Genomic DNA, 13,139 nt, shown 5'->3' on the forward strand with positions numbered 1-13,139 from the left:
TAATCCCGTGCGTGAAAACCTCAGGCGCGCCTGGCCTTACGTGCCCGGTAGGCCCGGACATGCTCGCGGTTGGCGCAGTTGCCGGTGTCGCAGTACAGCTTCGACCGGTTGCGGGAGAGGTCGACCAGCGCCGCCCGGCAGTCCGGTGAAGCGCAGATGCGCAGGCGCTCAAGCCCCTTGGAGCGGATCACCTCGGCAACGGCCATGGCGGCCTCCACAGCCATGCGGTCATAGAGCGGGGCGCTTTGGGTGGTGGCGTGCAGGTGGTAGTCCCACTCGTCATGCTTGATCAACTGGGGCAGGGCCTGCGCGTTGCGCAGGATGGCATTGACCCGGCGCACCGCGTTGTCCTCATCCGCGGTCCAGATGTCGTGCAACTGGGAGCGCAGCTGGCGGATGGAACGCAGCTCGGCCAGGTTGTTCGCCCGGGCCCCGGTGAAGCGTTCGGTGTCTAGGAAGTAGTCCAGGTCCCCGACGGTTTCGAGCTTGTCCACCAGTCCGGAGTTGGTGTTCAGCAGGTTGACCACAGTGCGCAGCGAAGCCTGTGTGTCAGGTGCAAAGGTCATTGTGACTCCTGTAAGTCGTCATGGATTGACGAGCATTTCGGCAGAATCGTATTGTCATGATCATACATTCAATGACTCCTGACTCCCGTGCGCGGGTCGTGCTCTGAGGGGCGCGCGGGAACCGGGAGCCCGTTCCGAAAGCCAGCACCCATGCCCGAGATATCTTCAGCCCCCGAGGCCCTTCCGCATGCTGCTTCCAAGCCCCGCAAGACCGGAAACATGGTCGGAGTGTGGATCGCGCTGCTGTCCTCCGCGGTCTTCGGCCTATCCGGTTCTTTCGCCAAGGCCCTGATGGAGGCCGGATGGTCTCCGGCCGCGGCGGTGACCTGGCGAATGGCCGGTGCTGCGCTGGTGCTGGCCATCCCCGCAATCATCGCGATGCGGGGACGCTGGACGCTGCTGCGCACGAACTGGGCACCGATCCTGCTCTTTGGGTTGTTCGGGGTGGCCGCCTGCCAGCTGTGCTACTTCCTGGCCGTGCAGCGGCTGGATGTCGGGGTGGCGCTGATGCTCGAATACCTGGCGCCGGTCTTCATTGTGCTGGTGCTGTGGATCAGGCACCAGAAGCGTCCGCGCATTCCCACCATCGCCGGCACCCTGGTCGCACTGGTGGGGCTCATGGCCGTGCTGGATATTGCCGGAACCACGAGCATTGATCCCATCGGGGTGATGTGGGGAATCGGCGCAGCCATTGGCCTGACCGTCTACTTCTTTGTCAGTGCCCGGGTCAACGGCGCGCTGCCGCCGATTATGCTGTCCGCCGGTGGTTTGCTGGTCGGTTCGCTGATGATGGCCCTGATCGGGTTGTTCGGCATCCTGTCCATGGAGGTGACGTTTACTGAGGTGAACCTGGCTGCTCTGCAGACGCAATGGTGGGTCGCCCTGGGCGGAATGATCATCCTGTCTACGGTCATCGCCTATGTCACTGGGATCATGGCCGCCCGGGCCCTGGGATCCAAGGTCGCCAGTTTCATTTCACTGACCGAAGTGCTCTTTGCGGTGTTGTGGGCGTGGCTGCTGCTTGGAGAACTGCCCGGGCTGATCCAGCTCTTCGGTGGCCTGCTGATCGTCGGCGGGGTCGTGCTGGTGCGCGTGGATGAGCTGCGTCAGCCGGTCGGCCATTAGCCGCGCCGACCAATTGCTGCCGGGACACGACGTCATTTGCGAACTTCAAGCGGTGGGATCTCGATGATTTGAAGACGAGAGTATGGGCCCGGCTGATCAATCCGACGCGGCGTACGCAGACAGGGGACGATCGCTTAGTTACGATCGCCCCCTGCTTCCTTATCCGTATTGAATTACTGCACGTACAACGTCTCCCTGATCCAACCGCGAGTATCCTTCACGAATTTCATCTAAAGAGAAACGGTGTGTGATGAGTTCGTCAAGTTTGTACTTGCCTTGACGGTATAGGTTCAAAATTGTTGGAATGTCCCTTCGCAAAGACGAAGAACCCATTACCGTTCCCCGTACAGTGATGTCGTTCATGACCAATTGGTTAATGGGCAAATCGAGGCGGAATCTGGATGGATCGCCGAGCGCTGCGAGTACCAAGCGTCCACCCTGCTCAAGGACGGACACTGCCTGGATGGCTAATTGCGCTACCGGGACGGTGAGAATGACCACGGTCGCTTTACCGCCACTGCTCGATTCACTGATGAACGTGGCGGCCTCACCCAGCGACTTGAAGGCGGCATCGGCTCCGAAAGTGCGAGCGAGTGCAAGTTTATCTGTGGATAGGTCAACAGCTACTACTGTCGAAGCGCCAGAGACTTTGGCTCCCTGAACTGCGTTCGTGCCCACGCCACCCATTCCAACCACCACTACGTGATCGCCCGGACGAACCCTTCCAGCGTGGACGGCGGCGCCGTATCCCGTAGGAATCGCACAACCTAGCAACGCCGCGACGTCCATTGGAACGTCTCGGTCAACAATGACGCATGAAGTGGCTTTCACAATTGCGTATTCGGCAAAGGTGCCGATGAGGCTTTGAGCATTGAGTCCTTCGCCGGCGTGGTGGAATCGCGGATTGGGGTCGCCGTTCTTGATTTCATTGATTTCCACACAGAGGTGGGCCATGCCATTTACGCAATAATGGCATAACCCACAACTCGGACGGAAGGTGAAAACCAGGTGATCGCCCGGAGAAATATGGCTTACACCGTCTCCCACAGATATTGCTACACCGGCACCTTCATGCCCTCCAACGAGAGGGAATTGAGCGGGTAGCTCTCCGTGTCTGATATGTTCATCGGTGTGGCAAAGTCCTGCCGCGCCCATCCGAACCAAGACTTCTCCGGGACGGAGATCATGCTCACGGAGTTCAATTTCACGCACTTCCCACTCAGCATTGACGGCCTCGACGACTGCAGCTTTTAGTTTCAATTTTTATTCCAATCCAATCCAGGTAGCTTTTACCTCTGTGTAGGCCTCGAGGGCTTCTTCGCCCATCTCACGTCCCCATCCGGAGGCCCGCATACCGCCCCAGGGGGCTGCTGGGTCGAGGCCAGACACCGTATTCACGCGCACCGCACCCGCTGAAATGTGGGAAGCGAGTCGATGTCCACGTGCGAGATTCTCAGTCCAAACCGAGGCCGAGAGACCGTAATCGGAGTTGTTGACCCGGGAGATGACCTCCTCCTCATCGTTGTAAGTCATAATGGGCATCACAGGCCCGAATATCTCTTCACGAGCTACCGACATGTCTTCTGTGACTCCCTCAAGCATCGTTGGTGGATAAAAGCTGCCGGAAGCGTATATTCCATCCAAACGGGAGCCTCCTACGATAGGCGTTGCTCCTTCAGCTATAGCGGCTTTCACCATGTGGTCCACCCGTTCCAGATGTTCAACGCTATTCAGCGGACCCATTTGACTGGTTTTGTTCAGGCCAGCGCCTACCCTGACGGATGACAGTTCGGCAGCGGCCCGTTCTACGAATTCGTCATGTAACGACTGGTGAACGTAGAAACGTGAAAGAGCGCCACAAACTTGACCCGCATTGTTAATAACGTTGGCGATGTTCTTAGGAACGATTTTGTTAAGATCCGCGTCTGGGCAGATCACGGAGGCTGCCTTACCACCGAGTTCCAGCGAGAGCCTTTTGAAGTTTCCTGCCGAAGCTCGGACGATAGATCGTCCGACTGCAGTGGAGCCAGTGAACGAGATCTTGTCGATCCCAGGGTGCTCGGTCATAGCTTGCCCTGTTGGTCCAGCCCCAGTGATCACGTTCAGCACACCCCGGGGAATTCCAACATCATGCATTAGTTCGGCAAGCCGTAACGTAGTTAATGAAGTCTGCTCAGCCGGCTTTAGAACAACTGTATTTCCTGTGGCCAACGCGGGGGCTAATTTCCATGCAGCGATGAGCAAGGGGAAATTCCACGGTGTAATTAGACCGCAAACACCAACCGGAACGCGCCTTGTGTACAGCATGGCATCATGTCGAGAAACCGAAGGCACTCGTCCATCAAGTTTTGTACACCATCCAGCAAAGTAGCGGAAATGTTCAGCCGCGCCAAGCACAGACATGTTCATAGCAAGGCTAAGAGGCTGTCCTTGATCCAGTGATTCCAAACGCGCCAATTCACTGGCGTTCGTCTCGATTGCGTCGGCAACCCTCCATAGAAGTCGGGCTCGCTCGTTGGGAAGCATGTTGCGCCATGGGCCCGAGTCTAAGGCCCGGCGTGCTGCAGTGACTGCCGCATTAAGTTCAGCTGTGCTCGCCTCACCCAGCGTGCCAAGGACCTCACCGTTGGCTGGATTCGTGCACAAGTGTACTGAGCCGGAAGACGGTTCAATCCAGTTTCCGTCAATGAGGAACCTGCCCAGTCTTGGGCCGGCGTCATTTCTCCCAGCGCTTTTATTCGGATCTTGCAAAGTGTCCACGTCCCGCTCCTCGGAATAGATTCTGAAACGAGCTTTCCAGCAGTCGAGATATATATCCAATACAAATAAAGCCACAACGGTATACTCGCAAGATATGGATACACGACTACTCCGCTACTTCCTCGCTATCGTGGAGGAAGGGTCAATTTCCCGTGCTGCAGTAAGGCTGCACATGACTCAACCGCCACTTAGCTCTGCGTTGAGCCAGTTGGAAAGAGACCTCGGAGTATCCTTGGTGACACGAGCTGCGCGGGGAATTATTCCCACACAGGCTGGTCGGGAACTGACTCGATTCGCTAACGAGCTGATGGGCGCAATGGACGATGAGCGTCAGCGGTTGCAGTTGATTGATGCGGGTGGTGTAGGGGATCTGCGACTTGCGGTCGTTTCGCCATTCCTCTGGGGCCCCTTGCCCGATTTGTTGAAGCGCTTCGCCGAAGCTGCACCTGAAGTAGACGTGACAGTGACTTCGCCAGCCCCTTTGCAAGTCTTAGAGGACGTGCGAACCAGGAAGGCGGACCTCGGCGTCGTCTCGGTGACGGCGGCAAGTGAACTCAAAGAGCGTTGGGGACACGAACTACAAATCGTTAAGGCTGGATCATTTCCTCTAATTGCAGCTTTGCCCTCCGCACTTAGCAGCGGAAATGCCCCGATAGATCTAAGGGAGCTCGATGGTGCGACGTGGTTCATGGTTCGCTCTACTCTCGGCGTAGATAGCCTTCCTGAGATAATTACTGGCGCATGGCGTGACTATCATCTGCGTCCCGGCCGAGTGCGTACTGTGGAGTCCGTACCCACTGCCATGCCTCTTATCGCGGCAGGGCTAGGGCTATCTCTGGTACCGGAGCCGGTTCGTACTATGCCGGGTGGAGGAGTAATGCTTCGTGAACTGAGGCAAGAATTACCGCATCTCGAGTCGGCTGTGATTTATAGCCGGAAATCGGAGTTTACTGCGGTCATGAAGCTGTTTCTGGAGATGGCTTTGGACGAAACCCGAGAGGTTATATAGGAAAAACCTATAGGGTAGGCAAGTTATTCCTTCTTGTCGTATAGGAAGGGTGCTGGGATCGTTAGGTTAGATACCTCACATCCGATTTACGGACGTGGCAGTTTTCTAACGGAGGACCCAGATGATGAAACGCCGATCTGTCTTAGGCCTAATGCTTGCCGCGCCTTTACTGGCTGCATGTGGGGGGCAAAGTCCCACGCAGTCTGCTCCTAACGGTTCAGGCACTGGAAACGGCTTGCTCACGGTGGGGATGATTCCGGTTGCCCACTTTGCTCCCGTATACATCGCGCAGAAGGAGGGATTTTTCCGTGAAGAGGGACTGGAAGTTAAAACACAGAAAATTCAGAATGCGGCGTCAATTGTTCCGTCAGTGATCAATGGCCAGCTTTCCTTTGGAACGTCTTCTGGAACTCCTTTTATTAACGCAGTATCCAAGAACTTGCCGGTTCGAGCAGTGGCGCCTGCGGGAGCAAACCCTGATACCCCTGAGTCTGACACCATTGGCGTACTCGTCGGATCTGATGGACCATCAACCTTGGGAGATTTGAAGGGAAAGACACTCGCGGTCAATGCTCAAGGCTCCCAACCCCATATAGCGATAGCAAAGCTGTTAAAGGAAGCCGGTGTAGATCCAAAAAGCCTCAATATCGTTGCGATGCCAATGGCTGATTCTTTGGCCGCTCTAAAGCAGGGGCGAATTCAAGCAGCGGCTGTCGCCGAACCATTCGTAACCATCGGATTACAGCAAGGTGCGCAAGAACTGACCGCTCTTTATTCATTAGCCTTCAAGTCCGTCGGAATGGAATCAGTGTACTTCGCTTCAGAACAACTGATCGCTTCCCGGAGAGATGAAGTAGATGCCTTTTGCCGTTCTATGATCAAAGCAAATGAGCTGGCAAATCAAGATCCGAAACTTCTGGAGTCCATTCTGGTTTCTGAACTAGATATGGACAAGGATCTGGCAGGAAAAATGGTCAAACCGACTTTTGCTAGCAACCTAGAACCCGATACCCTCATCGAAATCTCCTCTGTGATGGTTGAAACCGACTTCTTGGCTCAAGCCCCTGCAAGCGAAAAGTTGGTGCTGTCATGAGTGCTGGAACCTGGGGGATGTCGCTGGGGCGAACTGTTAAACAAAGGCAGCGGAGACTGCGCATAAGCAAATCTTTAGCAGGATCCGTGACTGTTTTGACAGTGTTGATAATTTGGGAGGTAGCGGCCAGATCTGGCATTCTACCGGAGGTCGCCTTTCCTGCTGCTAGCGCAGTCTTAGTTGCACTTGGTGGTCTAATTTTCAACGCTTCCTTTTGGGCGGCGGTTGCTTCGACATTGGCAGCTGCTGGGGTTGGCCTGCTAATTGTCACGATAATCGCTGTTCCTCTAGGCTTGGCCATAGGTCGTGTCCAGTTCGTATCCAAGTCCATGACGTTGGTCATCGAGTTCCTTAAACCGATTCCTCCTGTTGCCTTGTTGCCGTTGGCACTCCTTTTCTGGGGTCCCTCGCCGACTATGAAAGTCTTCCTCGTCGTAATGGGATCGCTTTGGCCGTTGCTGATTCAGATCTCGTATGGTGCGCGGGGTGTTGACAAGACGCAGCTGGATTTGGCCCGTTCTTACCGCTTTGGGTGGACGCGAACAGTCAGACACATTTTGCTTCCGACCTTGGTGCCACATGCACTCGTAGGCCTGCGCGTTTCTGCCAGTATTGCTATCGTCGTCGCAGTCGTGGCCGAACTGATCGGCGGTGCCACAGGCTTGGGGCAGAGCATTTCACTCGCACAAAATACTGCTGATCTGCCAGTCATGTACGCGTTGATCATGGCAACAGGATTGATTGGGCTGGCAGTCAATGCGTTGTTTGAACTCGTAGGAAAGCCATTGCTTTTTTGGCACCCCTCGATGCGTGTGAAGGAAAGCTGAAATGAAAAAATTGCTACGGGACGTCAGTATTATGCTGTGGTTGCCAGTTTTGATTCTTCTGGCGTGGTGGTTTGGATCAGCAAACTCAACAAGTGTTTATGCTCCTCCTCTTAGGGTCATCATGCAGACTTTCGCCCATGATTGGCTAGGGGAACGTTTCGTTAGTGATGCGTTGCCGAGCATCGGCAAGTTCGCTGTGGGATTTGTGTTGGCGGGCATCGTTGGCGTAGTTCTTGGTTTGTTGATTGGAATGTCGAAGTGGCTAGGAGCCGCTCTCGATCCATTGATCCAGTTCTTTCGCGCTATCCCGCCGCCCGCGATTCTTCCTGTAGCCCTATTGATCTTCGGAATCGGTACGACGATGAATATTTCAGTCATCGTCGCTGGCGCAGTCTGGCCAACTTTGCTGAATACTATCGAAGGCGTGCGCGGTCTGGATCCGCAGGTCTCCGACATGACTCGCTCCTATCGCCTGTCGTACTCTCAGCGAGTATTCCGTGTTCTGCTTCCGGCCGCAGCGCCGCAGATTTTTGCTGGCCTGCGAGTTACACTCCAGCTTTCCATCATCCTTATCGTTGTTTCGGAAATGTTTGCATCTACCGCTGGCATTGGTTTTTATGTTTTGAACTCTCAACAGATGTTCGCAGTCCCAGAGACTTGGGCGGGAACTATTGTGCTCGGATTGCTGGGTTATATTGCCACTGCCGTCTTCGTCCTAGTAGAGCGTCGTGTCTTGTCGTGGCACCGAGGGCTCTTCAACGCTACAGAGAAAGTCTGAGAAGCATCATGAAAGTACTTACAAATTCAAATGAATCGCTGCTCACTGTTGAAGGGTTGCGCAAAAGTTATGGCGATGTCGCGATTCTGGACGGAATCAATTTCGAAGTTAACCGTGGCGAGTTTGTTTGCATCGTCGGTCCATCAGGCTCAGGCAAAACGACGCTGCTACGAAGCATTGCTGGGTTGCAGGCTCCCACGAGCGGAAGAACTGTTTTTGAAGGGCAGGAAGTCACTGAACCTCCCGCCAAGCTTGCAGTGGTCTTCCAGGATTATTCTCGTTCGCTCCTGCCTTGGATGAGCGTGGCTGAGAACGTCGCTCTCCCACTAAAGGGGACGGGGAGCAGGGCGGATATAGGGGGGAGAGTGGAGCGTGCACTAGTGTCCGTAGGATTATCGGGGAAAGGGAAGCTTTACCCATGGCAAATGTCTGGCGGGATGCAACAGCGAGCCGCGATTGCTAGGGGATTAGCCTATAATCCAGATGTCCTTCTCATGGATGAACCATTCGCCGCCGTTGATGCTCAGACACGTGTCGAGCTGGAAGATCTCGTTCTTCGTCTTCGTGATGAGTACAACACAACGGTTTTGTTTGTGACGCATGATATTGACGAAGCAGTTTATCTTGCTGATCGGGTGCTGGTGCTGTCCGGGGCACCTACGTCAGTGACGGAAAATATAGTGACCGAGTTGCCCAATCCGCGTAACCAGCTAGAGACGAAACGCTTGGAACGTTTCGGAGAAGTGCGTGAACGCGTATTTACTCTGATTCAGAGCGCTAAGTCGCATGCCTCGATTTAGTCAATGCTAAATACTTTTCGTGTCCCAGCGCGCGTCCATGACTTCCCCAAACTCCTAGAATGTAGTACCGAGCACCGCAGGGCGACCTTGCTATCGCGTAAGTCGGGCCTCTCCTGAGGTCCTAAACCGATCAACCATTTGGTTGATGGCAGCAACTTTTCGTCCACCTAGAGTCGATGGTGCGGTGCAGCAGCACCACGACCTTGAAACTTGGGTATCGAAAGGAACGCATCGGTGGCTACTTCGGACACCATGAACCCTCAGGGCTCCCCGCAGGCATCACACCCGTGGGGAGCCTTGGCTATTCTGGCCGCCGGACTGGGGCTTGTGGTCCTTGACGGGACCATTGTCGGGGTCGCCCTGCCGCAGATCATTGCCGATATCGGTCTGGACCTGGGCGATGCCCAATGGGTCAACAGTCTTTACGCGGTGGTGCTGGCCGCCCTGCTGCTGTCCGCCGGAAGCCTGGCCGACCGGTGGGGCCGCAAGAAGCTCTTCGTCAGTGGACTGCTGCTCTTTGCGTTTGGCTCTCTTCTGGCCGCGGGGGCCGGGGCGGCGGGGCCCCTGATTGCGGCCCGCGCGGTCCAGGCGGTGGGCGCTGCCTGCATCATGCCGGCGACGCTGTCCACGGTGAATGCCATGTTTCAGGGCAAGCAGCGCGCCGCCGCGTTTGGCATCTGGGGTGCGGTGATTTCCGGTGCCGCCGCCGTGGGACCCCTGGCCGGCGGCCTGTTGACGCAATATGCCTCTTGGCACTGGATCTTCCTGGTGAACCTGCCCCTGGGTGCGGTGCTGCTGGTGCTGGCGCTGGTCTTCGTCCCGGAAACCAAGGGTGGAAAGCCGGCCCGCGGCGTGGATGTGGACGGCGCCTTGCTCAGTGCGCTGGGGATGGGTGCCCTGGTGTTCGCCATTATCGAAGGACCCGAGACCGGCTGGTGGAAGCCGAAGTCCGAGTTGCGCGTGGGCCCCTTCATCTGGCCCGCGGATGCCGCGATATCCATTGTCCCGGTTGCCCTGTTGATTGCGGCAGCGGCCATTGTGCTGTTCATCTTCTGGGAACGGCACCGGGCCCGGGTGCGCCGCTCGGCCCTGCTGGAACTGCAGCTGTTTACCGTTCCCACGTTCTCCTGGGGGAACCTGACCGCCGCAAGCGTGGCGATTGGTGAGTTCGCGCTGTTGTTCGTCTTGCCGCTGTTTTTGGTCAATGCCCTGGGACTCTCCGTGTTGTCCTCCGGGTTGGTGCTGGTGGCCATGGCGGTGGGCGCGTTCATTTCCGGGGCTCTGGCCCGTCACCTGGCCGCCAGGATTTCCGCGGCCGGGACAGTGCTGCTGGGCCTGGGCATGGAAACCCTTGGCGTCCTGATCCTGGCCGTGGTGCTCTCCGCGGGCGTCCCGCCGCTGGCTGTTGCGGCGCCCTTGGTGTTGTATGGGCTGGGTCTTGGCCTGGCCTCGGCCCAGCTGACCGGAACCGTGCTCTCCGGGGTGCCGGTGGAGATCTCGGGCCAGGGTTCGGCAACCCAAAGCACGGTGCGCCAGGTCGGTTCGGCGCTGGGAACCGCGATTTCCGGGGCCGTGCTGGCCGCGAGCCTGGCGCTCACGTTGCCTTCCAGCCTGGCCGGTGCCGGGGTGGCGGGAGCGAAGGCCGGTGAATTGGCCGAGGCGACCCGGCAGTCGGCCGGCACAACGATCAGCCAGTTGCGCGCCCAGGGCGCCGGGCAGTCCAGTCCGGCCGTGGACGCGCTGGCGGCCGGGTTTGCCGATGCCACGCGGGTGTCCATGATCGCTGCGGCGGTGTTTCTGGTCCTTGGGGCGCTGGGAGCCTGGCGCATGCTCGTGCTGCAGCGCCGCGCATCGTCCCGCCCCAACGACTAGGGCGAGCGGCTGGTCGCCGGTTCCGGCGGGCAGGGTCGGGCCTAGGCCGGCTGCCATGCCTTCGCACGCTCCAGGCCAGTGCCCGTGCCGGGGATTAACGCACAAAACCACGGTGTGGCTGCCGTCCCGCAAGGGGGAGCAGCCACACCGTGGCTTGTGGTGTTGGGCTCAGCGTCCGGTGGCTACTTCTTGCCGAAGCGGCGCAGCCGCAACGAGTTCAGCACCACCAGCACCGAGCTGGCCGCCATGGCCGCACCGGCGATCATTGGGCTGAGCAGTCCCAGGGCCGCCACCGGGATGCCGGCGGTGTTGTAGGCAAAGGCCCAGAACAGGTTCGTCTTGATCGTTGACAGCGTCTTTTCGGACAGCGCGATGGCGTCGTTGACCTGGTGCAGGTCATTGCCCATCAGGGTGATGTCCGCGGCCTCGATGGCCACGTCGGTGCCCGAGCCCATGGCGATCCCCAGGTCCGCCTGGGCCAGTGCCGGGGCGTCGTTCACCCCGTCGCCCACCATGGCCACGACCTGGCCCTCGGACTGCAGCTGCTCGATGGCCTTGGCCTTGTCGGCCGGGAAGACCCCGGCGAACACGTCCTGCGGCTGGATGCCGACGCTGCCGGCCACCTTCGTGGCGACCTGCTGGTTGTCACCGGTCAGCAGCATGACGCGCAGCCCGCGCTGCTGCAGGCCGCGGATTGCCTCGGCGGAGGAATCCTTGATCTTGTCGGCCACGGAGATCACCGCGGTGAACTTGTCATCCACCGAGACCAGGATGGCGGTGGCCCCGGCTTCCTCGGCCGAGTGCAGCATCTGCATGGCCGCCTCATCCAGCACCGTGCCTTCGGACTCCAGCCAGCTGTAGCGTCCGACCACGATCTTGTGCCCGTCGATGATGCCCTTCACCCCGCCGCCGGGATCCGAGTCGAAGCCGCTGACCTCGGCCAGCGCTCCCAGCTCGGCCCCGGCCGTGGCGATGGCCTGGGCGATCGGGTGCTCGGAGTGGTGTTCCACGGCGGCCGCGACGGCCAGTGCCCGGTCCGGGTTGACCCCCTCCACCGCGGTGGTGCCCAGGTAGGTCATCACCCCGGTGGTCACGGTGCCGGTCTTGTCCAGCACGATGGTGTTCAGCTTGCGGGTGTCCTCCAGCACTTCCGGGCCGCGGATCAGGATGCCCAGCTGTGCGCCGCGCCCGGTGCCGACCAGCAGGCCGATCGGGGTGGCCAGGCCCAGCGCGCACGGGCAGGCGATGACCAGCACCGCCACCGCGGCGGTGAAGGCGGCCAGCACGTCGCCGCTGAACAGCCACCAGGCCAGGAAGGTGAGCACCGCGATGCCCAGCACGATCGGGACGAAGACCGCGGAGATCCGGTCGGCCAGGCGGGCGATCGGCGCCTTGCCGGACTGGGCCTCGGAGACCAGGCGGCCCATCTGGGCCAGCGTGGTGTCCGCGCCGATGCGGGTGGCCTCGATGACCAGGCGTCCGGAGGTGTTGATGGTGGCGCCGGTGACCTCATCCCCGGCCGCCACCTTCTGCGGCACCGATTCACCGGTCAGCAGGGAGGTGTCCACGGCGCTGGCCCCGTCAATGACCTTGCCGTCGGTGGCGATCTTCTCGCCGGGGCGGACCACGAACTGGTCCCCGATCTGCAGCTGGTTCGCCGGGATGCGGTGTTCCACGCCATCGCGCAGCACCACCGCCTCCTTGGCCCCCAGGTCCAGCAGGGTCTTCAGGGCATCCGAGGCGCGGTTCTTGGCGCGGGCCTCCAGGTGGCGGCCGATCAGCAGGAAGGTCGCCACCACGCCGGCGGTCTCAAAGTACAGGGTGTGCTCGTGCATCCCGCCGCCGGTATGGGCGGTCATCATCGGGTCACGGAAGAGTTCAAAGACCGAGAAGAAGTAGGCGGCCAGCACACCCAGGGAGACCAGGGTATCCATGGTGCTGGTCAGGTGCCGCGCATTGATGGCCGCGGCCTTGTGGAACGGCCAGGCGCCGTAGAACACCACCGGGGTGGACAGCGCGAACGCCACCCAGCCCCAATGCGGGAACTGGGCGCCGGGGATCATGGAGATCACGAACAGCGGGATGGTGAAGACCAGGGAGAAGATCACACGGTTGCGCAGGTTGCCGTGCTCGGTGGGCTTGGTCCCAGCCGGTTCCTCCGGCGCGGCGCTCTGGTGCCCGTGCTCGGGTTGGCGCACGCTGGCCTCGTAGCCGGCGGCCTTGACGATTTCGATCAGCATCTCATCGCTGATGTCCGCCGGGACGGTGACCTTCGCGTTTTCCAGTGGCAGGTTGACCGAGGCGGTGAC

At 59.1% G+C, this 13,139-nt stretch carries 11 protein-coding genes; 7 read left to right on the top strand and 4 right to left on the bottom strand.

The genetic code is table 11. The annotated features are described in order from the left end of the window. Nucleotides 1–20: 20 nt before the first annotated feature. A complete protein-coding gene (locus FDN03_RS07280) occupies nt 21–566 on the bottom strand; it encodes a CGNR zinc finger domain-containing protein (protein ID WP_054821190.1) in 546 nt (181 codons plus the stop codon). A gap of 219 nt (nt 567–785) precedes the next feature. Here FDN03_RS07280 and FDN03_RS07285 point away from each other — a divergent pair, with 219 nt between their 5' ends. Beyond that, on the top strand, nt 786–1,691 hold the full coding sequence (locus FDN03_RS07285; RefSeq protein WP_249354408.1) for an EamA family transporter: 906 nt from the start codon (nt 786–788) through the stop codon (nt 1,689–1,691). A 159-nt stretch (nt 1,692–1,850) separates the two neighbouring features. Here the strand turns inward: FDN03_RS07285 and FDN03_RS07290 are convergent, their stop codons facing one another. After that, nucleotides 1,851–2,951, bottom strand: a complete 1,101-nt coding sequence (locus FDN03_RS07290) for an alcohol dehydrogenase catalytic domain-containing protein (protein WP_138175529.1) — start codon at nt 2,949–2,951, stop codon at nt 1,851–1,853. Between the two features lie 3 nt (nt 2,952–2,954). Next, nucleotides 2,955–4,526, bottom strand: a complete 1,572-nt coding sequence (locus FDN03_RS07295; protein ID WP_212743876.1) for an aldehyde dehydrogenase family protein — start codon at nt 4,524–4,526, stop codon at nt 2,955–2,957. Between the two features lie 241 nt (nt 4,527–4,767). On the opposite strand from FDN03_RS07295, the gene FDN03_RS07300 reads away from it, so the two are divergent. The 6 genes from FDN03_RS07300 to FDN03_RS07325 all read left to right on the top strand — a co-directional run bounded on the left by FDN03_RS07300 (nt 4,768) and on the right by FDN03_RS07325 (nt 10,830). Continuing rightward, nucleotides 4,768–5,460 (top strand): LysR family substrate-binding domain-containing protein, encoded by a 693-nt coding sequence (locus FDN03_RS07300; RefSeq protein ID WP_249354403.1) that lies wholly within the window; start codon nt 4,768–4,770, stop codon nt 5,458–5,460. A gap of 121 nt (nt 5,461–5,581) precedes the next feature. Then, on the top strand, nt 5,582–6,553 hold the full coding sequence (locus FDN03_RS07305) for an ABC transporter substrate-binding protein (protein ID WP_138175534.1): 972 nt from the start codon (nt 5,582–5,584) through the stop codon (nt 6,551–6,553). Nucleotides 6,554–6,639: 86 nt separating this feature from the next. After that, on the top strand, nt 6,640–7,380 hold the full coding sequence (locus FDN03_RS07310) for an ABC transporter permease subunit (protein WP_249354405.1): 741 nt from the start codon (nt 6,640–6,642) through the stop codon (nt 7,378–7,380). A gap of 1 nt (nt 7,381) precedes the next feature. Next, nucleotides 7,382–8,158: an ABC transporter permease gene (locus FDN03_RS07315; protein ID WP_138175536.1), complete on the top strand. Its 777-nt coding sequence runs from the start codon at nt 7,382–7,384 to the stop codon at nt 8,156–8,158. An 8-nt stretch (nt 8,159–8,166) separates the two neighbouring features. After that, the gene (locus FDN03_RS07320; RefSeq protein WP_138175538.1) at nt 8,167–8,958 is read left to right on the top strand and encodes an ABC transporter ATP-binding protein; all 792 of its coding nucleotides are present in this window, start codon (nt 8,167–8,169) and stop codon (nt 8,956–8,958) included. A 252-nt stretch (nt 8,959–9,210) separates the two neighbouring features. Then, nucleotides 9,211–10,830 (top strand): MFS transporter, encoded by a 1,620-nt coding sequence (locus FDN03_RS07325; RefSeq protein ID WP_138175550.1) that lies wholly within the window; start codon nt 9,211–9,213, stop codon nt 10,828–10,830. 182 nt (nt 10,831–11,012) lie between these two features. On the opposite strand, the gene FDN03_RS07330 is transcribed toward FDN03_RS07325, so the two are convergent. Then, the coding region (locus FDN03_RS07330; protein WP_138175540.1) for a copper-translocating P-type ATPase at nt 11,013–13,139 on the bottom strand (2,127 nt) is incomplete at its 5' end.

This window comes from Glutamicibacter sp. V16R2B1 (assembly GCF_005774635.1).
In the GTDB taxonomy this organism is placed as follows: Bacteria; Actinomycetota; Actinomycetes; order Actinomycetales; family Micrococcaceae; genus Glutamicibacter; species Glutamicibacter creatinolyticus.

What these genes read in the sequence shown, in the direction of transcription:
- FDN03_RS07285 (WP_249354408.1), top strand. Translation starts at nt 786, where the DNA reads ATGGTCGGAGTGTGGATCGCGCTGCTGTCCTCCGCGGTCTTCGGCCTA.
- FDN03_RS07300 (WP_249354403.1), top strand. Translation starts at nt 4,768, where the DNA reads ATGGACGATGAGCGTCAGCGGTTGCAGTTGATTGATGCGGGTGGTGTA.
- FDN03_RS07315 (WP_138175536.1), top strand. Translation starts at nt 7,382, where the DNA reads ATGAAAAAATTGCTACGGGACGTCAGTATTATGCTGTGGTTGCCAGTT.
- FDN03_RS07305 (WP_138175534.1), top strand. Translation starts at nt 5,582, where the DNA reads ATGATGAAACGCCGATCTGTCTTAGGCCTAATGCTTGCCGCGCCTTTA.
- FDN03_RS07320 (WP_138175538.1), top strand. Translation starts at nt 8,167, where the DNA reads ATGAAAGTACTTACAAATTCAAATGAATCGCTGCTCACTGTTGAAGGG.
- FDN03_RS07280 (WP_054821190.1), bottom strand. Translation starts at nt 566, where the DNA reads ATGACCTTTGCACCTGACACACAGGCTTCGCTGCGCACTGTGGTCAAC.
- FDN03_RS07325 (WP_138175550.1), top strand. Translation starts at nt 9,211, where the DNA reads ATGAACCCTCAGGGCTCCCCGCAGGCATCACACCCGTGGGGAGCCTTG.